Below are 24,288 nucleotides of genomic sequence, written 5' to 3'. Positions count from 1 at the left end.
AGAGCCTGCCATGTTCGAGTTTAAAAAAACCTCTAGACTCCATAAACAACGTACCTTAATACGTGCTTGGGTTGCCGGCATCATAGGGATAGGGCTATTGGCGTTGTTGGGCGCGCGTCTCTGGTATTTGCAAGTGGACCGCTATGAAGGGTTAGCGGCTAGAGCAGACCGTAACCGTATTGCGGTGGTACCCATCGCCCCTAGGCGCGGTGAAATTACCGATAGAAATGGCGTGGTACTGGCACGTAATTACCGTGATTACACCTTAAGCGTAGTCCCTGCCCAGATTGAGGGTACGGTAGATGAGTTGCTGGATAATCTGGGTGAAATTGTTTATCTCAGCGAACGTGATCGCCGCCGCTTTAAACAAGCCTTAGTACAGAACAACCGTTATAGCGAAATTTTGCTGCGCAATAGTATCAACGAGGTAGAAGCCTCGTGGTTTGCGTCGCACTCGTTCCGGTTTCCGGGTGTAAGCCTTCAAGCACGTTGGGTGCGTGAGTACCCTCAGGGCGAATCTGCTGCTCACGTTATTGGTTATGTAGGCCGTATTTCTGAAGCCGATGAACAGCGTTTAGACGAGTCAGGCGACTTGGGTAACTACCGTGGCACGCTGAACATCGGTAAGAAAGGCATAGAAAAGTCGTGGGAAAAAGAGTTACACGGCAGAACAGGCTTGGAAGAAGTTGAAGTCACGGCGTCGGGTAGGCCCGTGCGTGTGCTGAATCGCGTGGATCCGGTACCTGGCCAAAACCTACAACTGTCTATCGATATTGGCTTGCAGCGTGAGGCTGAGAAACTCTTTGAAGGGCGTCGCGGTGCGTTGGTGGCCATCGAGCCCAAAACGGGCGAAGTGCTGGCTTTTGTGTCGGCCCCCTCGTTTGATCCGAATCTGTTTGTAGACGGTATTGACGTAGAAAGCTGGCGCAAACTGAATGAGTCGCCTGATCACCCCTTAATTAACCGCCCGTTGTTTGGTACGTACCCCATTGGTTCTACCTATAAACCGTTTGTGGCGCTAGCGGCGCTAGCGTTGAATAAGCGCGGTGCTAACGAGCGTATCTCTGACCCCGGTTATTACGAGTTTGGTGGTCAGCGCTTCCGTAACGCGGGTAATGCCGCCTATGGCCCCACCAATATGCACCGAGCACTGGTGGTGTCGTCAGACACGTATTTCTACTCGCTAGGCCCAGAAATTGGCGTAGATGCGCTACACGATTTCAGCAAACAGTTTGGGTTTGGCCAAATTACCGGTATTGATTTAGACGGTGAGCGTCGCGGTATTTTGCCGTCGCGTGAATGGAAGCGCCAAGCCTACAAAAAACCAGCTGATCAGCGTTGGTATGCTGGGGAAACGATTTCAGTTGCCGTGGGGCAAGGGTATAACTCGTTCACCTTGTTGCAGCTAGCACAGGCCACCTCCACCTTGGCTAACGATGGGTTGTACATCAAGCCGCACTTAGTACGGCAAACCGTTGATACCGAAACCGGCGAAAGCAGTTTGGCTGTGAGTGAGCCTTCCTACCAGATTCCTATAGATCCCGCGCACATCAAAGTGGTGAAAGATGCATTGGCGGATGTAATTAAATCCGGTACGGCGCGTCGCGCCTTTGCGGGTGCTAAGTATGCTGCGGCGGGTAAAACCGGTACGGCACAGGTGTTTAGCTTGCGTGGCAGTAAATATAGGGCCTCGGCCATTGATGAACGCTTGCGAGATCATGCGCTCTTCATGTCCTATGCTCCCGCGAATGACCCTGAAATCGCTATCGCTTTGATTGTGGAAAATGCAGGATGGGGGGCTACCCAAGCAGCTCCTATTGCCAGACGTCTTTATGACTACTGGTTAGAGGAGCGTAAAAAGTCATGAAGCGTTTGATGCAATGGGGGTTGAGGGCAATCACCATATTTGACTGGCCACTACTGTGCCTGTTGCTGCTATTGGGCACACTGGGTTTGGTGGTTATGCACTCAGCCGTAGGCAGTACCGATTGGCGTTTTGCTGACCAGTCTAGGCACTTTGTGGTGGCCTTTTTTGTGATGTGGATAGTGGCATTAGTGCCATTGCCATGGATTATCCGTATTACGCCGTATGTGTACGCGTTTTCTATTGTGCTGCTGCTGGGCGTGGAGTTTCACGGAGAGGCCAGTAAAGGCGCTAAACGCTGGTTAGATTTAGGTGTGGCGCGTATTCAGCCTTCCGAAATGTTGAAAATTACCGTGCCGTTGATGCTGGCTTGGTATTTTCATCATTACCAAGGGGCCAAGATGAAGCTGATGGATCTGCTGATCGCTGGCGTTCTATTGGCTATCCCGTTTTTGTTGATTGTTCGTCAGCCCGACTTGGGTACAGCCTTACTGGTGTTTGCGGTAGGGTTTAGCGTGATGTATTTTGCGGGCTTATCCTTCTGGTTGCTGGTGCCTGTAGCCGTAGTGCTTTCGGTAGGCTTGGGGGTGGTACTGTATTACGAAGACACCTTATGCGCACCCGGTTTCGATTGGGTGGTGCTGCACGAGTACCAAAAAGGGCGGGTGTGTACGTTGCTGAACCCGGGGATGGACCCGTTAGGAAAAGGCTTTCACACCATACAGTCCATGATTGCAGTAGGGTCGGGTGGCGTCTATGGCAAAGGCTACATGATGGGTACGCAAACCCATTTGGACTTTATTCCTGAGCGTACTACCGACTTTGTGTTTGCGGTGTTTGCCGAAGAATTTGGCTTATATGGTGGCATTATGCTGCTGGTGCTGTATGCCTTGGTGATTATCCGTGGGCTAAGTATTGCCGCACATGCCAATAATACCTTTGGGCGCTTGGTGGCCGGTTCGCTTGCCATGATGATGTTCGTTTATGTGTTTGTGAACATCGGTATGGTCACAGGTGTGTTGCCTGTCGTAGGGGTACCGCTGCCATTCATGAGCTATGGCGGTACTGCGCTGCTGACCTTGGGTGTGGCATGCGGCTTGTTGATGAACATCTACCGATACAAGCCGCCTAGCCTTAACCCCTAAGCTTAGAACAGTGTAGCTGCTTCGGTTTCGGGGTTAGGGTACAAGCCATCCAACAGTTTACGTATGGGCGCAGGAAGCGCTGCCTCGGGCAGGCTTTCCAGAGGTACCCAGTGTTGGTTAGGGCTACGCTTAATCGTGTCTGTGCTTTGTACAAACCAAGGGTTGATGTGTAGCTTGAAGTGGCTAAACACATGCAGCATCGCCGCCATTCTTGAGCCTTTAGCTAACGTTATCCCCAACGATTGGCTAAAGTCTTGCAGGCTCTCTACGGTTTCAAACTGTGGGAGTGTCCACAAACCACCCCAAATACCATGATCAGGGCGCTGCTCAAGCAAGACGTGTCCGTCTGACTCCACAATTACTACATGGCATTCGCGCTCAGGTTGCACAGCACGTGGTTTGCGTGTGGGCAACTCGGCTGTTTGCTGGTTTGCATGGGCATAGCAGTCTGACACTAACGGGCATTGCTGGCAGTTAGGCTTGCTGCGCGTACAGAGCATAGAACCTAAGTCCATCAACCCTTGAGTATAGGCAGCCATGTCCAGATCAGCAGGGCTACGTTCTACCGTTTCCTCTGCCAAAGCCCACAGTTTTAACTCTATCTGACGCTGCTGCGGATGGCCGTGAATACCAAAATAACGTGTAAAAACACGTTTCACGTTGCCATCCATGATGGGGCTACGCTCGCCAAAACAGAAGGATGCTATGGCGGCAGCGGTAGAGCGGCCTATGCCCGGTAGTGTGGCCAGTTGTTGACTACAGGGGGGGAATTCGCCGCCGTGATCGTTCATGACTTGCTGTGCACAGCGGTGCAGATTTCGAGCACGGGCGTAGTAACCCAAGCCAGCCCAATAGGGCATCACGTCATCTTGGGTGGCGCTGGCGAGGTCAGTTACGGTAGGAAAGCGTTCTAGAAAACGCAGGTAGTAATCAATGACCGTAGTGACTTGAGTTTGTTGCAGCATGATTTCCGACAGCCACACGCGGTATGGTGTGCGTTGTTGCTGCCAAGGAAGGTGGTGACGGCCATGCTGAGTTTGCCACGCGACAACGCGCGCGGCTAGATGTTCTGTACTGCTCATAACTTAAAACTGGGTACTGCGGGTAACGGACCATCTGGCTGCCAAGGCGGCAATCAGGGCGATGAGCACGGTAGCTTCTAGTAGGTTTACGCTATCAGGCAAGTGCAGTTGCACATGCTGCTGGTAGCTAGCGGCTAGGCGATTCAACGCATCACTTAGTAGTGGCAAGGCCAACCATGCTAACAGCACAGCAACTAAGCTAGATGCCACGCCGGTGATAGCGCCTTGGTATAAAAAAGGTCTGCGTACAAAACTTTCGGTAGCCCCCACTAAGCGGGCGACGGCAATTTCTTCACGCTGGTTGAGTGCTTGCAGACGCACGGTATTAAATACCGTAGCAATCATAATCACAGCCACGCAAAGGCTAAGCAAACTGAGCGCTACACGCACAAACTGCAGTAGTGAGTCCAAGCGTTTTAACCAATCGCTATCTAACTGTACGCGCTCAATGCGTTCTGTGGTGGCAAGCTCAGAGGCCAGACGCTCTGCCACACCGGTTTGATCTGGTGCATCTTTAAGGCTTAGTACCACGCTGTGAGGCAGTGGGTTTTCACCCAAGGTGCTGAGTGCATCCGCCCACAGAGGGTTCTTTTTTAACTCGTTATAGGCTTGGTCGCGCGAGATTAAGGTGCTGGAAAGCACATCGTCAGCATATTTCTGACGTAAATCGCCGGTGAGTTTTTGGGCCTGTTCTAACGATGTGTCTAGTTTCAGGTACAACGTGATTTCGGGGTTGACAGGAAGGTCCTTCACTAACGGTTGTGCAGACACCAACAAGGCCCAGCCTATTAATGGTGCAGCCAACGTCAGGGCAATCACCAGAATGTTGGCGAGAGACGAGAAGGGTTGATGGATCAGTCGGCCAAAAGCTGTGCTTGCCGCATAGCGGTGTTGACGTAACCAGCGGTTCATAGTGGTACACCTGCGAAATCAGAAAAACGGCCCTCTTCAATGAGCAGGGTACGGCGGGCGTATTGAGCCATCAGTGCACGGTCGTGCGAGGCAATTAACGTCGTGACACCTACACGGTTGAAATCCAGAAATACATCCATGATGCGTTTGGCACTGGCGGCATCTAAGTTGGCCGTAGGTTCATCGGCAATCACGATGGCAGGGCGATTCACAATGGCTCTGGCAATGGCCAAGCGCTGTTGCTCACCCCCTGACATTTCTATAGGCGTAAAACCCTCTTTACCGGCTAAACCTACTTTTTCCATGGCGGCACGGGCACGTTTCAGTGCTACCGATCGCTCTACGCCTTGTACTTCTAAGGGCAGCAGTACGTTATTGATGGCGCTGCGGTCATACAGCAAATGCGTATCTTGCAGAATCACACCTACCGCACGGCGCAAATAGGGGCGCGCACGCGCAGCAAGTTGGTCTACGCGTTGCTCCTTCAGGTAGATGCTGCCACGGCTAGGGGCTTCTAAGCCGCCAATAAGTTTCAGTAACGTGGACTTACCCGCACCAGACGGGCCTGAAACAAAAATAAAGTCACCACCTGCAATTTCAAAGTTGATGTCCGCAAGAATGTTTTTTCCGCGGCCGTAAGATTTGAAAACGTGTTGAAACCGGATCATGGCATGAGACTGGCAGGAAACGATGAAGGGAAGCGGAGTTAACTCCGAGCGCAGATCTATTTTATCGCTAAAGGGAAAGTGCGGATGTTTTAATCTGTGTGCAATGAGTAGGATGGATAAAACTTGACCAAAGTTAGCAGTAGGATCAGCTGTATTTACCACAAGTAAATCCCTAGAGGAGACATTCATGAAAATCGTTAAAACGATTCTGTTGGGCTCTGTGGCAGTATTGATGAGTTCTGGTGTGACATATGCGGCAGAAACCTTGGATAAGGTGAAACAACAAGGTTTTGTGCAATGTGGTGTGCACGTAGGTTTGCCGGGTTTTTCCATTGCCGACAGTAAAGGGCAATGGGGCGGTATAGATGTGGACTTATGTAAGGGCATAGCCGCGGCTATTTTTGGTGATGCCACTAAATTCAAAGTAACCCCGCTGACAACTCAGCAGCGCTTTACCGCATTGCAGTCTGGGGAAATCGACGTACTCACACGAAACAGTACGGCCACGATGGCACGTGATACCACGCTTGGGTTGATCAGCGCAGGTATTAACTACTATGACAGTCAGGGCGTCATGGTGAAAAAAAGCTTAGGTATTGATAGTGCGACCGAGCTAGATGGGGCCGCAATTTGTGTGCAGCCAGGCACGACCACGGAACTTAACTTGGCTGACTGGTTCCGCTCTAATAACTTGAACTTCAACCCGGTCGTCATTAACAACCCAGACGAAGCTATGCGTTCTTTCTTGGCAGATCGTTGTGATGGCTTTACCACCGACAAATCAGGCTTGGCAGCGATGCGCGCCGCGCAAGCTAACCCTGATGACTTCATGATCTTGCCTGAAGACTTCTCCAAAGAGCCTCTGGGCCCAATGGTTCGCCAAGGCGATGAAGAATGGTTCTTGTTGGTGCGTTGGGTGCTAAACGCCATGAATGAAGCTGAAGAATATGGCGTGACCTCCAAAAACGTCGATGATCAACTGAAAAGCGATAATCCAAACATTCAACGTATCTTGGGTGTGTCTGGCGAAATGGGCAAAGGCCTGAAGCTGGATGACAAATGGGCTTACAACATCATCAAGCAAGTTGGTAATTACGGAGAGGTATTTGATCGTAACCTAGGGGAGCCCACACCGCTGAAATTGGAACGCGGTTTGAACGCGACATGGAAAAATGGTGGTTTAATGTATGGCTGGCCAGTTCGTTAAGCAGTAGCTAAATTCGGAGGCCAGATCAGACCGGAAGGGGTTCTTCCGGTCTGCCACTACTTGGCTGTTTGAAGAGACAGACGGAATATGGCAAAGCATAAAAACAACCATACCCCTACTAGAATTCGTTTTTCCTGGAATGATCCTTTCACAAGAGGGGTTATTTATCAGGTCGTGATTATTGGTTTGTTGGCCTTTGGCGTGTGGTACTTGGTCAGCAACACCTTGCATAACCTTGCTGTGCGCAATATCTCTACCGGTTTTGATTTTCTAAATCGTGAAGCAGGTTTTGCCATTGGCGAGATGAGTATTGATTACAAGCCCTCCGACACCTATGGCCGAGCTATTGTGGTGGGGTTGATCAATACGTTGAAAGTCTCCGTTATAGGTATAGTGCTGGCCACTATCTTGGGTACGTTGCTAGGTATTGCGCGGCTTTCCACTAACTGGTTAGTGAAAAAAGTCGCTTCCGTGTATGTGGAAGTGATGCGTAACGTTCCTCTCTTGTTGCAACTGTTTTTCTGGTACGCCTTGATTACCGAAACGTTGCCGCGTCCCAAAGATGCCTACTCGCCGTTGCCAGGAGTGTTCATGTCCAATCGTGGGCTGAAAGTGCCTACGTTGGAAGGCAACGCCTGGAGTTGGATACTGGGCGGGGTCGCCATCGCTATCGTCATAAGCGTGTTGTTTGCACACTGGGCCAGAAAGCGCCAAGAGCAAACAGGTCGCATGCCACCCGTATTGCGGGTGAGTGGCCTGTTAATTGTGATCGTGCCTGCATTACTGCTGTGGATAAGTGGCGAAGGTGTGCACCTAAGCTTTCCAGAGTTGCGTGGGTTCAACTTTCAGGGTGGCACGACCTTAACCCCTGAGTTCGCCGCATTATTGCTAGGCTTAGTGGTGTATACCTCGGCCTTTATCGCTGAAGTGGTGCGTTCTGGTATTCAAGCTGTGAGCAAAGGGCAGTGGGAAGCGGCTGAGTCTATAGGTTTGCCGCGTAGCCTAACCTTAAGGTTAGTAATTTTGCCGCAGTCATTACGGGTCATCATTCCACCTATGACTAGTCAGTATCTGAACTTAACGAAAAACAGTTCACTGGCGGTGGCGATTGGTTATCCGGATATTGTTTCGGTGGTCAACACCACCTTGAACCAAACAGGGCAAGCCATTGAAGGTATCTTGATTATTATGGCGGCCTATCTCACCGTGAGCTTGTCCATTTCTGTATTCATGAACTGGTATAACCGGCGTCTAGCCTTGGTGGAGCGCTAATCATGAGTACTAAACCTATGTCACCCGTACTGGCTCCTCCGCGCCAACAAGTTGGCGTGTCGGGGTGGTTGCGCCAAAACCTGTTCTCCACACCACTGAACACCTTATTGACGGTGTTGGTGGCATGGCTGTTATTGATGGCTATTCCTGCTCTAGTAGAGTGGGGGTTAATTAATGCCGACTTCACAGCAACATCTGCACAAGAATGTAGAGAAGTCACCGGTGCCTGTTGGGCATTCATCGTAGAAAAACACCGTTTAATCCTGTTTGGTGTGTACCCCTTTGATGAGCAGTGGCGTCCTTTATTGGCATCGCTAGTGCTGATAATCATGCTGGTGTTGAGTTGCTTACGCCGTTTCTGGAATGCCTGGATGGCCGTGATTTGGACCATAGGTCTAACAGGCTTTGGTGTACTCATGTGGGGCGGTATCTTTGGTTTAAGTTATGTGGATAACAGCCGCTGGGGTGGTTTGCCTTTGACACTGATGTTATCCACCTTCGGTATCGCCTTTGCATTCCCGCTAGGTGTGTTGCTGGCGCTAGGCAGACGCTCCCATTTGCCCGCAGTCAAAGCAGTGTCGGTGATCTATATTGAGTTGATTCGTGGCGTGCCGCTGATCAGCCTGCTGTTTATGTCATCGGTGATGTTGCCGCTGTTCTTGCCAGAAGGCTTCAGCATCGATAAGTTATTGCGTGCGCAAATTGCCATTATCTTATTTGCTGCGGCGTATATTGCTGAAACCGTGCGTGGTGGCTTGCAAGCTGTACCCAAAGGTCAGTACGAGGGGGCGGAGTCCATTGGTTTGAACTACTGGCAAACCATGCGCAAAATTGTGCTGCCACAAGCATTGAAAATCGTTATTCCACCCTTGGTGAGTATCTTTATTTCCTTGTTTAAAGATACGTCGTTGGTGGTGATTATTGGTATTTTCGATCTTACACAAGCAGCGAAAGCCGCCTTGGCCGATGCGGCATGGCGAGGCTACAGCACCGAGGCGTATCTGTTTATCGCTGCAATTTATTTTGTGTTCTGCTACAGCATTTCCCGCTATAGTCAGTCACTAGAAAAAAGTCTGAATCGTGGACAGCGCTCCTAAGCAAAACGTCCAGTCCCCACGTTGATCTTGGGTTGAGAAGGAGTTCTATATGGCAGAGCAAGCCATCATTCGTCTGGAAAACGTACACAAGTGGTACGGTGAGTTTCATGTGTTGCGGGACATTAATCTGCAAGTGGCCAAGGGTGAACGTATTGTGATCTGTGGCCCGTCGGGTTCGGGCAAATCCACCTTGATCCGCTGCATTAACCGTTTGGAAGAGCACCAACGTGGGCATATTTACGTTGATAACATGGAGCTCACCAATAACTTAAAGCAGATAGATGCTGTACGACGCGAGGTAGGGATGGTGTTTCAACACTTCAACCTATTCCCGCACTTAACCGTCTTGGAAAATCTAACGCTAGGCCCTGTCTGGGTGTTGAAGCAGCCCAAAGCTGAAGCCGAAGCCAAAGCATTAGAGTACTTGGATAGGGTACGCATTCTGGAACAAGCCAACAAATACCCTGGGCAATTATCGGGTGGTCAGCAGCAGCGTGTGGCCATTGCTAGATCGCTATGTATGAACCCCAAAATCATGCTTTTTGATGAGCCCACCTCGGCACTGGATCCAGAAATGGTGAAAGAGGTGCTGGACGTGATGACAGGTTTGGCCGAGTCAGGCATGACCATGCTGTGCGTAACTCACGAAATGGGGTTTGCGCGCAAAGTAGCTGACCGTGTGATTTTTATGGATCAAGGTGAGATTATCGAGGCTAATACGCCAGATCGTTTCTTTGATCACCCAGATAACCCACGCACACAAGAATTCCTAAGCCAAATCCTGCACTAAATTGAGCGGACTTCACTAATTTGTCAAAATTGGTGAATCAACTGGTATGTGCCGCACAACTTACCAGATAATACATAACTGTTAGATACCGTTACAGCATGTCCGTACTCTATACCGGGAACCGGTAGTTTTTCTAGGAATAATACTTATGAAAACCTCTTTAAAACTCAACAGGCTGGTGGCATGCATAGGTGCAGCAGCAGTGATGACTGGCTGCGCAAGTATGGAAGGTGGTAAAGGCGGCGATACCGCAATGGGTTCAGGTATTGGTGCTGCGATTGGCGCTGGGTTAGGGGTATTAATTGGCGACAGCACTGAAGGTGCCTTGATTGGTGCAGGTATTGGCGCGGTCGCTGGCGGTATCGTAGGTTACAACTGGTCCGCTATTAAAAACGACGTAGAAAAATCCGGTGCTAGCGACCTGGGCGTAGCCGTCACAGAAATGCCTGATGGTACCTTGCGAGTACACATTCCTAGCAACGTGTCTTTTGAATCCGGACAGTACCAGTTGAAGCCGGCGTTGTTACCGGTGTTGGATAGTGTGGCGCGTGCGTTGATTCAGCACCCAGAGTTGCGTGCCAAAGCGATTGGTTACACTGATAACACAGGTTCACTACAACTGAACCAAACCTTGTCGCTGGAACGCGCACAAGCAGTGACTGGCTACATGGCTAACCAAGGCGTACCGCCATCACACATGATGGATGAAGGTCGTGGCCCTAACGACCCTATTGCTAGCAACGACACACCTGAAGGCCGTTCGTTGAACCGTCGCGTAGAGTTGTTCTTGTATGCAGTGAAGCCATAACGATTGTAGAGCAGCGAGCAGCAATGAAGCCTCGGGAAACCGGGGCTTTGTTGTGTGTGGCAGAGTTTTCTCGGTGTGGACGGGGAATACCACATAGAACTGCTGGGCGACTGCATGTATTAGCTAGCACTGCGAAAAGTATTTTTTAATTTGTGCACCAAATAAAAAATACTTTCCTCCGTTTTCCCTTCATCGCTTGCCACGGTTTTTATATGGCAGCTATTGGTAGAACGAGGCACGAATGTAATGGCTCACGTCCTAGCCTAAGGAAAGGCGGTAAGCCCGCCACCACCTAGCAACTTTTGGGTAAGGTAGTAGTGAAGTAAGAACCTCAGTGAATGCTGAGATTCAAACTCTAGCTCGTCACGCTGTGATTAACGCCCCAAGATGCTGAGCAAAATCTCCTTCTGCTCCTGCTGCATTGATGTGATCAAAATACGCATACCAGCCACTGGCTTTAATTCCTGCCAATAAAGCATCACGCGTTTGTGCATTTGGAAAACGCCAGATGCCTAGAAAACGGTGCTGACTATTTTGGTCTATGCCGGGCTCAATCTCAGCCAGCGTTAGCACTTCCACACCCATGCTGGATAACCCGCCCATCGCGCTGCCTATGTTGCCTAGAAAGTCTTGGCGCTGTTCTGACGTTAACGCCTTCCAGCTTGCGTTAGGCGTGTAAAGCTCTACAAGATAGTGGTGTGACATGTGATCTCCTTTACGTGAAATTTGGTGCTGTGAGTAGCTGGGGGCGACTAATAACGAGACAGTGAACTCATAGTCGTGATGTGTTTTGTCGCCATATAATATGGTGGCTAATTAATAAATTATGATTCTAATCTCTACATAAAGCAATATACACACGCAGTACTGGCAGCAGCGAATGGGTACGCTTTAAGCGATATGGTTAGCTTTTTTCCATTTGCGCAGTCTGCCCCGGGCATTAGCGTAAGGGGATGACGTGTTGAACTGAATCATTCTTCCCTGTGTGTATTTTTCGTACCAAGCAGCACCGTATAACGAAGCATCTGTTTCTTGTTCAACCATTGCCACGATACGAGCATGTACGGCAGCCATTTGTTGTAGCAATTCTGCGTAAGAAAGATGAGCATGATCTGTGTAGAATTTTTGCGCTAAACGGCCTAGCTGGTTCCACTTATAACCCGACTCAGGGAAATCAACAGTTACTCCCCTGGCCTTAGCGTCGCACCATTTGAGTACCAGCAGATTCCACCCCAGCAAGTAAGCCACCACGTTGTGTACGGTCATGAGCGTACCCTGTACATGACCAGGTAAGGTGCTTTCATGTACGAGTTCTGTCGGTACGGTGGTCAGATCGGCTTCCAGTTTTTGGTAGGTGGTACGAATAGCATCTAGTAATTCTTGTTTGTTCTGTGGCACGGCCATGGCTATTCCTTGAGTGTGGCGGCTTAACACGACGTCAGTAGGTATTATCGTGTGGTATCGGTGTGGTGAGTACATAAAAAAAGGGGATGAACAGAAACTACACGTTCATCCCCAGCACCAACGTAGTTATCGCAACGTATTACGCTTTACCGAAACCACCACCACCTGGGGTTTGGATTACGAATACATCACCGGGTTGCATCTCTGCCGATCCCGTTGCACCAATTTCTTCTTGACTGCCATCGGTACGAATCACGTAGCTGCGACCTACCTCACCTGACTCACCGCCTTCCAGACCAAACGGCGCGACACGGCGACGGTTAGACAGAATCGAAGCCGTCATGTTTTCTAGGAAGCGTACGCGACGCGTACCACCGTTACCGCCAGACGCAGCACCTTTACCGCCGCTATTAGGACGGATGGTGAAGCTTTCCAAGAGCACAGGGAAGCGCCATTCCAGTACCTCAGGGTCAGTCAGTCTGGAGTTGGTCATGTGGGTTTGCACCACGTCTGTACCATCAAAGAACTGACGCTCACCGGTTTCTGGGTGATAACGGAAGCCCGCACCTGAACCACCCGAGATAGTCTCGTAGTATTGGTGGGTGTTATTACCAAAGGTGAAGTTGTTCATCGTGCCTTGTGCGCCCGACATCACACCCAATGCACCGTACAGCGCATCGGTAATCACTTGTGAGGTTTCCACGTTACCGGCCACTGTCGCGGCTGGTGGGTTCGGGTTCAACATGCACCCTTGTGGGATTTTCACAGTAATGGGTTTCAAGCAACCCGCATTCATCGGGATGTCATCATCCACCAGTGTGCGGAATACGTACAACACCGCCGCCATACACACAGCAGAGGGGGCATTGAAGTTGTTTTCCAACTGTTCAGACGTACCGGTGAAATCAATCACTGCACTGCGAGTAGCAGCATCAACTTCTACGTTCACGTTAATGACGGCACCGCTGTCCATTTCGTAGCGGAACTGACCGTTTTTCAGTACCCCGATCACACGACGAACGGCCTCTTCGGCATTATCTTGTACGTGCTGCATGTAGGCTTGGACAACGTCCAGACCAAAGGTACTCACCATGCGGCGCAGTTCTTGCACGCCTTTTTCATTGGCGGCGATTTGAGCACGCAAGTCAGCAATGTTCTGTTCTACGTTACGGGCAGGGTGTGGACCACTGCCCAGCAATTCACGTAGGGCTGCTTCACGCATCAAACCGTTTTCTACCAGTTTGAAGTTGTCGATCAGCACGCCTTCATCAATCACGGTACGGCTATTTGGTGGCATGGAGCCTGGGGTGATACCACCCACGTCCGCATGGTGACCACGTGAGGCCACGAAGAACAGAATGTCTTTGCCTGCGGTATCAAATACAGGGGTGACCACGGTGATGTCGGGTAGGTGAGTACCGCCGTTATACGGGTCGTTCAGTACGTAACTGTCGCCAGGGCGCATTTTGCCACTGTTACGACGAATCACGGTTTTGATACTTTCGCCCATGGAGCCTAAGTGCACAGGCATGTGCGGTGCGTTAGCAATCAGGTTGCCGTCTTCATCGAACAGCGCGCACGAGAAGTCCAGACGCTCTTTGATGTTGACCGAGAACGCTGTGTTCGCTAGGGTTGCCCCCATCTGTTCAGCAATAGACATGAACAGGTTATTGAAGATCTCCAGCATTACTGGGTCTACATCGGTACCAATAGCATTCTCACGGCGTTGCGCTACAGCGCGAGTCATCAGAATTTCGCCACCACCTAAGATTTCCAGCTGCCAATCGGGTTCCACAATCGTGGTACCGCTGGCATCACAAATGATTGCTGGGCCTAGTAGGTGAGAACCGGGTTGCAGGTCGGCGCGCTGGTAAATCGGGCACTGGTGCTGCTGATCGTGTGAGAACAGGGCGGCAGTGCTAGCGGCATTCGCCGTGTGAGTGTTGGTGGTAGCTGGGGCGGCCACTACAGGGCTTTGCTCGGAGCTGGCACCAATAGCTTCTACGGATACGGCTTCAACGATAAGTTTTTTATCTGGCATCAAGAAGCTGTAGCGCTGCAGGTAGCTGGCCTCAAACTCAGCTTGCATCGCTGCCAAGTCGCCATAGTTCACCAGCAAGGCAGAGTCTGTGCCTTCGTAGCGCAGGTGGGCACGTTGCAGTATGTTGATGCGTTGGGCGGGTACACCTTGTGCCAAAACTTCGGCGCTGGCTTGTTCAGCCAATAGTGCGAGCTGCTCTTCGTACAGTGGAATATTAGCGTCGTTCAGTTCGGCCTCTACGCTGATCTCACGCATGGCAGTAATATCCGCCAAGCCCATACCGTAGGCTGACAACACACCAGCAAAGGGGTGAATCAAGACGCGGCTAATACCCAAGGAGTCGGCCACCAAGCACGCATGCTGACCACCCGCACCACCAAAAGATACCAGCGTATAGCGGCTGACATCGTAACCACGCTCAATGGAAATTTTCTTCACAGCGTTAGCCATGTTGGCCACAGCAATGTTCAAGAAGCCTTCAGCCACTTGTTCTGGTGTGTGATCACGACCTGTGCTGGCTTTGATTTCAGCCGCCAACTCGGTGAACTTCTGGCGCACGATATCGCGGTCCAGCGGCTGGTTGGCTTTAGGGCCGAAAATGCTTGGGAAGAATTCAGGTTGGATTTTGCCCAACATAACGTTGCAGTCGGTCACGGTCAGCGGGCCGCCGTTACGGTAAGCAGCAGGGCCAGGGAAGGCTCCAGCAGAGTCTGGGCCCACACGCATACGAGCACCGTCAAAGTGCACAATAGAACCACCACCCGCAGCTACGGTGTGGATGTTCATCATCGGCGCACGCAAACGCACACCAGCCACAATGGTTTCAAAGGTGCGCTCGAACTCGCCATCGTAGTGAGACACGTCAGTAGACGTACCGCCCATATCAAAGCCGATCAGTTGCGATGCACCCGTTGCTGCTGCTGTGCGTGCCATGCCGACGATACCGCCTGCAGGGCCAGACAATACAGAGTCTTTACCTTGGAAGGAGTGTGCCGAGGTTAAACCACCGTTGGACTGCATGAACATCAGGCGTACGCCATCTAATTCGCTAGCAACACGGTTCACGTAACGACGCAAGATGGGGGAGAGGTACGCATCCACTACGGTGGTGTCGCCCCTACCTACCAGCTTCATCAAGGGGCTAACTTCGTGAGAAACTGAAACCTGACCAAAGCCCATTTCACGCGCCAACTCAGCAATAATTTGCTCGTGTTGGGTGTAGCGGTAGCCGTGCATCAGCACAATAGCCAGTGCGCGGTAACCGGCATCGTAGGCTTCTTGCAGCTGTGCACGTACAACGTCTTTATCTAGTGCTTTTTCAACCGTACCGTCCGCGTGAATACGCTCGTCCACTTCTACTACGTGTTGGTACAGCAGTTCAGGCAAGTGGATTTGACGATCAAAAATACGTGGACGGGCTTGGTAACCAATACGCAGCGCATCTTTAAAACCGCGCGTCGTAAACAGTACAGTAGGTTCGCCCTTACGCTCTAACAGGGCATTGGTAGCGACCGTTGTACCCATCTTCACGGCTTCGATCAGCTCGCTAGGGATAGGGGCATCCACAGCCAAGCCCAACAGGTGACGAATACCAGCCAATGCGGCATCTGGGTATTGGGCTGGGTTGTCAGAAAGCAATTTGTGCGTAAGCAAATGACCGTCTGGGTGGCGAGCCACGATGTCCGTAAAGGTGCCTCCACGGTCTACCCAAAATTGCCATTTAGAAGTTGGGAGCGTTGTATCTTGTGTCATACCAAGTCCTTCGTTGTAGCGTCGTAGGAATAATTCAGCGTAAGGGAGCCCGGACCCCTGCCAACAGGGGCCTAAGCATTATCAGTCAGTTAAGGTGGCTGCCTGCAGTGCGCTGCAGGCAGCGGTGTTACATCGCGTTAGGCATCCACATGACAATTTCCGGGAAAATAGTGACCAGTGCGGTGGCCAAGACCAGTATCCAGAAAAATGGCAGTGCCATCTTCACCAGCTCAAACAAGTTTTTACCGGTGATGTTTTGAATAACGAAAAGGTTAAAACCAATAGGTGGCGTAATTTGTGCCATTTCTACGGTCAGGATTAGGTAAATACCAAACCAGATAGGATCAATACCTGCTGCCAAAATGGTAGGCATCAATACTGATGTGGTCAGTACGATCAGCGAAATACCATCCAAGAAAGCGCCTAGCAAGATGAAGAACACGGTTAGCGCGGCGATCAAGGCGTAAGGGCTAAGGTTCAGCGAGGCAATCCATGATGCTAGGTTGCTAGGCATGCCGGTGAAGCTCATGGCACTGGTTAAAAAGCTGGCCCCAATCAAGATGAACGAAATCATGCACGAGGTACGTACGGCACCCATTAAGCTGGCAGAAAATGATTTCCAGTTCAGCGAGCGGCCTACGCCAGCGATAATCAGAGAGCCAATTACACCAATGACAGCCGCTTCGGTAGCTGTGGCTATACCTGCATAAATGGAGCCGATCACACCCGCGATCAGCAGTACTACAGGTAGCAACAAACGCAAGCGATACAGCTTTTCACGCAGGGTGATTTCTTCTATCTCTTTGGGGATGCCGCCAGGGTTACGCAGTGACCACAGTGCGATGTAACCAGAGAACAGGAATATCATCATGATGCCGGGCAAAATACCGGCAATAAATAGCTTAATGATAGAAACCTGTGCCGCTACGGCGTACACAATCATCACGATAGAAGGTGGAATCAGCAGACCTAAGGTACCGGCACCGGCTAACGAACCAATGCTAATGCCTTCATCGTAGCCACGGGACTTCAGTTCAGGCAGGGAAATACGGCCGATGGTGGCGGCTGTGGCAGCAGAAGAACCACTCACCGCAGCAAAAATACCGCAACCCACTGTGTTCACGTGTACTAAGCGACCGGGCAAGCGTTGCAGCCATGGGCCTAAGCCTTTGAACATGTCTTCCGCAAGGCGGGTGCGATACAGAATCTCGCCCATCCAGATGAACAGCGGTAAGGCCGTTAACGACCAACTGGCAGCAGAGTCCCAGGCTTTAGTGGCAAAAATAATACCGGCAGGGCTATCAGCAAACAGCATCAAGCTGATCATGCCGCAGGCGACCAAAACGATGGCAACCCATACACCCATGCTCAATAACAAGAGCAGGGAAACAATGAGGATTATGGCTTGAGTTAAATCACCCATGATCAGTTATCCTCCAGTGGCTGGTTACGCAGACAGCAAATAAGTCGACGGAGCAGCATGAGTGTGAAAATACAGAGGCCTATGGGCATACCAAATTGTGGAATCCACATCGGTACGGTCACGATGCCTGATGACACATCGTTAAATTGGTAGGATTCGTACACGAACTCGATTACGTAGTACGACATCCAGATGCTGAAACCCAATGCCAGCAGTGTTGCCAATAGTTCGTAAGACTTGTGCAGACCTTTAGGTAAAAATTGCAGGATCAGGGTTACGCGAATGTGTTCACCGCGCAGCATGGTGTAAGGCAGTGCCAAGAAAATCGAGGAAGCCATGGCCCACGCCGCGAACTCGTCTGAGCTGGGGATCATTTTTCCCATCATGCGACTAACGATTTGGGCCGTGACCAAAATTCCAATGAGGCAGAGAAAGCAAGCGGCGACCGCGCCGCATGCTTTGGCCAAGTGTTCTAGCCATTTCATAAACAATCAGCCTGTTTAGTTACCGCGGTAGGCATCAAGGATCTTTTGCCCGTCAGGACCGGCTTTAGCCAACCATTCGTCCGCCATGGTTGTGCCGATTTTTTGCATATCAGCACGTACAGCATCTGGTGGAGGCAATACAGTCATGCCGTGGTCGCTCAGTGTTTTGGTCAGTTCTTCAGTGCGCTCACGACCCATCTGCCAGCCACGTGTTTCAGCACGCTCAGATGCTGCCAACAAGGCCGTTTGCTCGGCTTCGCTTAGGCGAGAGAAGGCGCGCTTGTTCACGATAACGAAGTTCAGTGGGATGAAGGCTTGTACATCGTAGTAGTGCGACACGTAATCCCACGCTTGAGTATCTACACCAGTGGAGGGTGAGGTGATCATGGAGTCAATCACACCGGTAGAAAACGCTTGTGGCACTTCTTGGGAGTTCACGGTTGTGGGTGTTGCACCCATCAGTGTGGCCAAACGGCTAGTGGCTGCGCTGTAAGAGCGGAAGCGTGAACCGTTCAGGTCATCCAAAGAGCTAATTTCTTTTTTAGTGTAGAAGCCTTGTGATGGCCAAGGAGCTGCGTACAGTAGCATCAAGCCTTGTTTGTCCAAACGCTCGGTAATGGCTGGTCTGGCCAGATTCCATAGTTTTTGGGCATCATCAAAGGAGGTAGCCAGAAACGGTACGCTATCTACTTCATACATCGCGTCTTCGTTACCGTTAATGGACATTAGCGCTTCACCAATTTGGATCACGCCTTGTTGTACGCCACGTTTTACCTCAGGACGTTTCAACAAAATACTGTTGGACTGCACATTGATTTTCAAGGAGCCGTTAGTGGCTTCTTCAACGTCTTTTGCAAACTCACGTACGTTAATAGTTAGGTAGTTGTTATCAGGCTGTTCGGCGCTCATGGTCCAGGTGGTAGCAGCTTGGGCTGTACCAGCCAAGGCCAACATACAAGACACGGTTAACAGTTTTTTTATCATTTTAGTAACTCCTCCAACGAGTGAAAAAAGTGCTACGGGATAGGATATGACGTTAGCGAGGTTGTAGATCTCTGGAACGCAAATCCCACAGCAAGGAGAAGGTGGTGGCACAGGTGCCATCCAACTTGAACTCCTCAATAATCCAACGAGACGCGGCAGCAGCTACCGGTTCGGTGGTTGTGTCGATAATCAACACGGGTTCCAGTATACGGTTGGATGTGTCTTCCGATGGTAACGGTGTAGACAGTTCCGTATCAGGCGTAAGTAGACGTAATGCCAGCACACCATCCATTTGTTTTTGGATTTGCTCGGCAATACGACTCACTTGTTCGGCGGTAGCCTGATCACCTAAGGTAATCAACGCAATAGCAGCACCTGTACCAAAGCCAGCCAATGGCTGTACTTTCATAACGCGACGTTGGCTGTTTTGCATGCGGCTAAAGTTACTCAGCGACCAGGCGGTTTGGTGCTGGAACGCTTGTTGGTACGTAGGGCTATGAAATACCGAAATATCGTCAGTACGGTATAGCGCGAGGTAGCGGCGTTCGTTTTGTGGGTTCTTGTAGCGTCTGGCCCAACAGAAACCTGGGATGGCAGCGCGTTCTTCCATGTGTTCGCGGTCATACCATTGGTTAAAGTCGTCCTCGTAAGTAGGGTCAACGTTCGTCCAGATGAACAGTTCACCTGGTGTGCGCTGGGCAGATGTCATACAAAAGTCCCCAATATAGTAGGTATAGGTTCAGGCTATTGTGTGCAGACTCGGCTTTATGCTCAATCAGTTTATTTTGGTGTTGAGTGATAAGAAATATTTATAGGCCCCGCAACGCCAGTGTTTAAAGGCGATTGTGGTGTATTGAGAGGTTGGGCGACAGGCTCCAATAGGGGGAAAACCCGATACTGGTGAGCAGCTCCAAAGCTAAAGCCTGCCCGGAGGGTGTGATTTTTTTGTAATTAATGGTGGTGCAAAAGGGCGGCTTTATGCTAATGTTCAGCTTCTAGTAAGCTATTTGTCAGTCTGTGTCTGACAAAGCCCTCATAAGACACACGACACATGATGTAGTCGTGAGCAAGGAGTCATAGATGATTTCGCAACGAATTTCCCGTGTGCTGGCAACAATGCTGATCGCGGTATCAGCCGTCGGCATGCTGGCCGTTTCCTTTGATGCAGAAGCCCGCCGTATGGGTGGTGGCAAAAGTTTTGGTCGCCAGTCCTCTAACGTGACTCAGCAACGTCAAGCGGTCACTCCACCTGCAGCAGCTAACACGGCTCAACGCAGCGCAGCACCTGCTGCTGGCGCAGCGGCAGCAGGCACAGCAGCTAAGTCTGGTATGTCCCGTTTCTTAGGCCCTCTGGCCGGTATTGCTGCGGGTCTGGGTATTGCCGCATTGTTGTCCAGCCTGGGTCTGGGCGGTGCAATGCTGGAATTCCTGTCTAGCGCAGTGTTGATCGGTATCGTGGTCTTTGGTGTGATGTTCTTGATCCGTCGTTTGCGTGGAGCAGGGTCTCGCACCGCCACTCAAGGTGCCGGTAACGTGAATAATCAATACCGTCAGTCTAACAACCCAGGTATGCAGCCTCAGTACCCCCGAGCAGCGCAACAGCCTGCGCCTGCTCCAGTGTCTGCTGCACCCGCAGCGGCTGCTTACGCAGCACCAGAGCAAACTGAAGTGGATTCTAGCTGGTTTATTCCTGCTGACTTTGACATCACGTCTTTCTTGGCAAACTCCAAACAGCGCTTTGTAGAAATTCAAGCGTTGTGGGACAAAGGTGATGTAAACGCGCTGCGCGAATACTTGACCGACGATTTGCTGATTGAAGCTACACCACAAATTCAACAACGCGAAAGCGACGACAGCTCTACAGAAGTAGTGCTGCTGAATGCTGAATTGTTGGGTATAGAAAAAGTGGCTGGTGGTCACCTAGCTAGCATCCGTTACTCCGGTATGCTGCGTGAAGGTCAGGGTACAGAAGCGTTCCGCTTTGAAGAAGTATGGAACCTGTACAAAGAAGATAACGCTGGCTGGCTGGTGGCTGGTATTCAGCAACTGACCGCTAACGACTGATAGTAGGTCGTTGGATCATCCTAGCGACAAACGCTATACCTATACCGTGGTGTAGCGTTTGTTTTTATCCTTGTTGTATGCGTGAGAAACAAGGCAACAGGTTACACTAGGGCATTTCCTATGTTACCTGCAGGGTGATCGTGTCAGAGGCAAATTTCATGTCAGTAGTTCCGGATTTCTTGCATCCTGCTCGTATGGGGGTGCGCTTGATCAACCGATTGTTAGTGCGCGATGAGTGGGCACAGGCACGGTTGGCGGCGTTTTCCGGGCATAGCGTGCGTGTAGAAGCAGGGCTGTTGCGGTTTCAGTGCAGTATCACCGCCAATGGTCAACTACAGCATTGCGACTCTTCTGTCTTGCCAGACGTGACACTAACGTTACCGGCAGAACGGCTTTCGCAAATTCCCTCCGTACTACAAGGTGGCGATCCCTCTGCGCTCACACAGTTGATGCGCATCGAAGGTGAGGCCGCATTGGCCAATGTCGTGGCCGACTTAGCGCAGTCACTACGCCCTGATCTAGAAGGTGAGTTAGCCGCTGTGGTAGGGGATATACCGGCTGTGCGTTTGCTGTCAGGGGCTAAAAGCTTGTTTGATGGCAGCCGTAAAACAGTACGAAATGCCGCAGAAAACCTAGGTGAATATCTGGGTGAAGAAAGTGACCTGTTGGTGTCACACAGTCGTTATCAGATGTGGAAAGCGCGCTTCCAACAAGTGGAGCAAGCCCTAGAGCGCACCGAGCAAGCTGTACAACGTCTTGAGCAGAAAAAGAGGTTGTCATGCTGATGAGCTTTTGTCGTTTCTTCTACATTCTTTACATCGCTTTTAAGTACCGTTTAGATGAGCTAGTGCTGTCCAGTATTCGCCATCCGTGGGCGGTGCGTTTGCTGCGTATTGTGCGGTTTGGGCGTGCGCCTAAGCTGCCGCGTGGTGAGCGTTTGCGTTTGGCACTAGAGTCATTAGGGCCGGTGTTCGTGAAATTTGGGCAGGTGCTGTCCACACGACGTGATTTGATTCCCTTGGATGTGGCTGAAGAGCTTGCCTTGCTGCAAGACCGCGTGCCACCGTTTGATTCTCAAGTTTCAGCCAAAATCGTAGAGCAGGCACTGGGTGCGCCTACCAACAAACTGTTTAAGCATTTTGAGGTAGACCCTGTTGCGTCTGCGTCTATTGCACAAGTGCACTTCGCTGTACTGCATAATGGCCGTGAAGTTGCTGTCAAGGTACTGCGTCCAGGGATGCGCGAGGTCATCGACAAAGACTTGGCGTTGATGCGCACCATGGCACGATTGGTAGAAAAAACGGGGCCGGATGGCCGACGTTTGCGTCCACGTGAAGTGGTGGCCGAGTTCGAAAAATACCTGCACGATGAGCTAGACCTCATTCGTGAAGCCTCGAACTGCAGCCAACTGCGCCGCAACTTTGTGGAAACTCCTGAGCGTGTAGATTTGCTGATGGTGCCTGAGGTGCATTGGGATTACTGCGCACACAATGTATTTACCATGGATAGAATGCGCGGCATTCCCGTGAATCAGATACAGCGTTTGCGTGATGCAGGGGTAGACCTAAAGCAGGTGGCGCGTAAAGGGGTAGAAATTTTCTTTACTCAGGTGTTTGCGGATGGTTTTTTCCATGCTGACATGCACCCGGGTAATATTCGTATTTCTGACGATCCAGATACGTTCGGGCGCTACATTGCGCTTGATTTCGGTATTGTGGGGTCATTGTCAGAGTTCGATAAGAACTATCTGGCACAGAATTTCTTGGCTTTTTTCCGTCGTGATTATCGCCGTGTAGCACAACTGCACATTGAGTCAGGTTGGGTACCGGCAGATACACGCGAAGAAGAATTGGAGGGGGCCGTGCGGGCTGTATGTGAGCCGCACTTTGACCGTCCCTTGTCACAAATATCGTTAGGGCAGGTGTTGTTACGCCTGTTCCAAACATCGCGGCGCTTTAATGTGGAGATTCAGCCGCAATTGGTGTTGCTGCAAAAAACCTTGTTGAACGTCGAAGGTATGGGGCGTGATCTAGATCCTGAGCTGGATCTCTGGGATACCGCTAAACCGTATCTAGAAAAATGGATGTATCAACGTATAGGGCCACAGGGCCTGAAGCAGCAACTCAAAAAAGAAGCCGGTCAGTGGGCACAGATCATGCCACAGTTGCCACGTCTGGTCTTCGATAATCTGAGCCGGCCAGATACGACGCCGGTGGTCCTGCAGGAGTTACGCCAGCTACGTGTGGCCCAAGAACAGAACAATAGGTTAATGACCGTATTGTGTGCGTTATTGGCCGTGGTCGTGGGTTTGGTGCTGTGGGCTGTAAAAGTATTGTAGTGTCGCGTTAACGATCGCGGTGCTGACATAATTCTGAGAACTGCACACTATACGATAAGTGTGTCGATTTACCCCCGAGGATGAGAGATGTTATATCCCGAGTTGTTCAAATCCATGGAAGCTGTACGCTGGAACCTGTCGCATGACATTCCCTGGGATGACTATGATGCGTCCAAGCTGACTGATGAACAGGCTTATACCATCAAGATGAATGCCATTACTGAGTGGGCTGCTTTGCCTGCTACAGAAATGTTCTTACGTGATTTTCGCAATGACAGTGACTTTTCGTCCTTCATGTCGATTTGGTTCTTTGAAGAGCAGAAGCACTCGCTGGTGTTGATGGAGTATCTGCGTAGATTCCGCCCTGAGTTGGTGCCTACCGAAGAAGAGCTGCATAACGTACGTTTTGAGTTTGATCCTGCCCCTGCCATGGAAACCATGATGCTGCACTTCTGCGGCGAGGTGCGGTTGAATCACTGGTATAGACGCGCGGCTGACTGGCACACTGAGCCCGTTATCCAAGCGATTTACAAAATTGTGGCGCAAGATGAAGCCCGTCACGCTGGTGCTTATTTGCGCTACATGCGTCGTGCTTTGGCGACCCCTAATGATGCAACCAAATTAGAAACACGCTTGGCGTTTTCTAAAATTGGTGTATTGATGGCGTCTGCACACCGTACGGCTCAGGCCTTGCACCCCACCAACTTGCACGTCAACAAAGACATGTACCCAGACGACACAGTGCAGTCCAAACTGCCGTCTCCAGGTTGGTTGGAGCACTGGTTGGATGACCAAATCCGCTTTGATAAAGAGTGGGAAGGTAAAGTGTCCACCCGTATTCTGCACAACATGTCGTTGTTGATGGGCGAAGACTTTAAGTCGGTACAAGAGCTAAACCGTTACCGTAAAGACTTGAGCAAACAACAGCAATTGATCGTACCGGCCTAATTAC

The 24,288-nt window shown here is 50.8% G+C and carries 21 protein-coding genes; 11 read left to right on the top strand and 10 right to left on the bottom strand.

What is annotated here, in order from left to right:
• Positions 1 to 10 precede the first annotated feature (10 nt).
• Complete coding sequence (gene mrdA / locus ACLPHM_RS12050) at positions 11 to 1,867, top strand: penicillin-binding protein 2 (protein WP_430221478.1); 1,857 nt, start codon at positions 11 to 13, stop codon at positions 1,865 to 1,867.
• Positions 1,864 to 3,009 carry a rod shape-determining protein RodA gene (gene rodA / locus ACLPHM_RS12045; protein WP_430221477.1) on the top strand — a complete coding sequence of 382 codons (1,146 nt, stop codon included), beginning with the start codon at positions 1,864 to 1,866 and terminating at the stop codon, positions 3,007 to 3,009. Before mrdA ends, rodA begins: the two co-directional genes overlap by 4 nt.
• Positions 3,010 to 3,011: 2 nt before the next feature.
• Here rodA and mutY read toward each other — a convergent pair whose 3' ends face one another.
• The 3 genes from mutY to ACLPHM_RS12030 are packed head-to-tail and all read right to left on the bottom strand — an operon-like array spanning position 3,012 to position 5,671.
• The gene (mutY, locus tag ACLPHM_RS12040) at positions 3,012 to 4,091 is read right to left on the bottom strand and encodes an A/G-specific adenine glycosylase (protein WP_430221476.1); all 1,080 of its coding nucleotides are present in this window, start codon (positions 4,089 to 4,091) and stop codon (positions 3,012 to 3,014) included.
• Between the two features lie 3 nt (positions 4,092 to 4,094).
• Positions 4,095 to 5,003 (bottom strand): cell division protein FtsX, encoded by a 909-nt coding sequence (locus ACLPHM_RS12035; RefSeq protein WP_430221475.1) that lies wholly within the window; start codon positions 5,001 to 5,003, stop codon positions 4,095 to 4,097.
• Positions 5,000 to 5,671 carry a cell division ATP-binding protein FtsE gene (locus ACLPHM_RS12030; protein WP_135863831.1) on the bottom strand — a complete coding sequence of 224 codons (672 nt, stop codon included), beginning with the start codon at positions 5,669 to 5,671 and terminating at the stop codon, positions 5,000 to 5,002. Before ACLPHM_RS12030 ends, ACLPHM_RS12035 begins: the two co-directional genes overlap by 4 nt.
• 187 nt (positions 5,672 to 5,858) lie before the next feature.
• On the opposite strand from ACLPHM_RS12030, the gene ACLPHM_RS12025 reads away from it, so the two are divergent.
• The 5 genes from ACLPHM_RS12025 (at position 5,859) to ACLPHM_RS12005 (ending at position 10,845) form a co-directional block, all read left to right on the top strand.
• Entirely contained in the window at positions 5,859 to 6,878 is a 1,020-nt protein-coding gene (locus ACLPHM_RS12025) for an amino acid ABC transporter substrate-binding protein (RefSeq protein ID WP_430221474.1), read from the top strand.
• An 87-nt stretch (positions 6,879 to 6,965) separates the two neighbouring features.
• Positions 6,966 to 8,150 (top strand): amino acid ABC transporter permease, encoded by a 1,185-nt coding sequence (locus ACLPHM_RS12020; RefSeq protein ID WP_430221473.1) that lies wholly within the window; start codon positions 6,966 to 6,968, stop codon positions 8,148 to 8,150.
• Between the two features lie 2 nt (positions 8,151 to 8,152).
• Entirely contained in the window at positions 8,153 to 9,247 is a 1,095-nt protein-coding gene (locus ACLPHM_RS12015) for an amino acid ABC transporter permease (protein ID WP_430221472.1), read from the top strand.
• Positions 9,248 to 9,296: 49 nt separating this feature from the next.
• Positions 9,297 to 10,037, top strand: coding sequence for an amino acid ABC transporter ATP-binding protein (locus tag ACLPHM_RS12010; protein WP_430221471.1), 741 nt, complete (start codon positions 9,297 to 9,299; stop codon positions 10,035 to 10,037).
• 148 nt (positions 10,038 to 10,185) lie between these two features.
• On the top strand, positions 10,186 to 10,845 hold the full coding sequence (locus tag ACLPHM_RS12005) for an OmpA family protein (protein WP_430221470.1): 660 nt from the start codon (positions 10,186 to 10,188) through the stop codon (positions 10,843 to 10,845).
• Between the two features lie 363 nt (positions 10,846 to 11,208).
• On the opposite strand, the gene ACLPHM_RS12000 is transcribed toward ACLPHM_RS12005, so the two are convergent.
• The 7 genes from ACLPHM_RS12000 to ACLPHM_RS11970 form a co-directional block, all read right to left on the bottom strand.
• Positions 11,209 to 11,550, bottom strand: coding sequence for a DUF6616 family protein (locus ACLPHM_RS12000; RefSeq protein WP_430221469.1), 342 nt, complete (start codon positions 11,548 to 11,550; stop codon positions 11,209 to 11,211).
• Between the two features lie 186 nt (positions 11,551 to 11,736).
• The gene (locus ACLPHM_RS11995) at positions 11,737 to 12,249 is read right to left on the bottom strand and encodes a ClbS/DfsB family four-helix bundle protein (RefSeq protein WP_430221468.1); all 513 of its coding nucleotides are present in this window, start codon (positions 12,247 to 12,249) and stop codon (positions 11,737 to 11,739) included.
• Between the two features lie 139 nt (positions 12,250 to 12,388).
• The gene (locus ACLPHM_RS11990) at positions 12,389 to 16,042 is read right to left on the bottom strand and encodes a hydantoinase B/oxoprolinase family protein (protein ID WP_430221467.1); all 3,654 of its coding nucleotides are present in this window, start codon (positions 16,040 to 16,042) and stop codon (positions 12,389 to 12,391) included.
• 127 nt (positions 16,043 to 16,169) lie between these two features.
• Positions 16,170 to 17,465 carry a TRAP transporter large permease gene (locus ACLPHM_RS11985; RefSeq protein WP_430221466.1) on the bottom strand — a complete coding sequence of 432 codons (1,296 nt, stop codon included), beginning with the start codon at positions 17,463 to 17,465 and terminating at the stop codon, positions 16,170 to 16,172.
• Positions 17,466 to 17,467: 2 nt separating this feature from the next.
• Positions 17,468 to 17,950, bottom strand: coding sequence for a TRAP transporter small permease (locus ACLPHM_RS11980; protein WP_430221465.1), 483 nt, complete (start codon positions 17,948 to 17,950; stop codon positions 17,468 to 17,470).
• A 15-nt stretch (positions 17,951 to 17,965) separates the two neighbouring features.
• The gene (locus ACLPHM_RS11975) at positions 17,966 to 18,934 is read right to left on the bottom strand and encodes a TRAP transporter substrate-binding protein (RefSeq protein WP_430221464.1); all 969 of its coding nucleotides are present in this window, start codon (positions 18,932 to 18,934) and stop codon (positions 17,966 to 17,968) included.
• Positions 18,935 to 18,986: 52 nt separating this feature from the next.
• Positions 18,987 to 19,643: a hypothetical protein gene (locus tag ACLPHM_RS11970; protein ID WP_430221463.1), complete on the bottom strand. Its 657-nt coding sequence runs from the start codon at positions 19,641 to 19,643 to the stop codon at positions 18,987 to 18,989.
• Positions 19,644 to 20,014: 371 nt separating this feature from the next.
• Here ACLPHM_RS11970 and ACLPHM_RS11965 point away from each other — a divergent pair, with 371 nt between their 5' ends.
• The 4 genes from ACLPHM_RS11965 to ACLPHM_RS11950 all read left to right on the top strand — a co-directional run bounded on the left by ACLPHM_RS11965 (position 20,015) and on the right by ACLPHM_RS11950 (position 24,284).
• Positions 20,015 to 20,998: a Tim44 domain-containing protein gene (locus ACLPHM_RS11965; protein ID WP_430221462.1), complete on the top strand. Its 984-nt coding sequence runs from the start codon at positions 20,015 to 20,017 to the stop codon at positions 20,996 to 20,998.
• Positions 20,999 to 21,156: 158 nt separating this feature from the next.
• Complete coding sequence (locus ACLPHM_RS11960; protein ID WP_430221461.1) at positions 21,157 to 21,783, top strand: ubiquinone biosynthesis accessory factor UbiJ; 627 nt, start codon at positions 21,157 to 21,159, stop codon at positions 21,781 to 21,783.
• The gene (ubiB, locus tag ACLPHM_RS11955; RefSeq protein ID WP_430221460.1) at positions 21,777 to 23,336 is read left to right on the top strand and encodes a ubiquinone biosynthesis regulatory protein kinase UbiB; all 1,560 of its coding nucleotides are present in this window, start codon (positions 21,777 to 21,779) and stop codon (positions 23,334 to 23,336) included. Before ACLPHM_RS11960 ends, ubiB begins: the two co-directional genes overlap by 7 nt.
• An 87-nt stretch (positions 23,337 to 23,423) precedes the next feature.
• Complete coding sequence (locus tag ACLPHM_RS11950; protein ID WP_430221459.1) at positions 23,424 to 24,284, top strand: ferritin family protein; 861 nt, start codon at positions 23,424 to 23,426, stop codon at positions 24,282 to 24,284.
• The last annotated feature ends 4 nt before the right edge of the window (positions 24,285 to 24,288 follow it).

Source organism: Paenalcaligenes sp. Me131 (genome assembly GCF_050487225.1).
Lineage (GTDB): Bacteria > Pseudomonadota > Gammaproteobacteria > Burkholderiales > Burkholderiaceae_B > Paenalcaligenes.
Note: the sequence above shows the minus strand (reverse complement) of the source record. Positions and strands in the feature narration are given on the sequence as shown.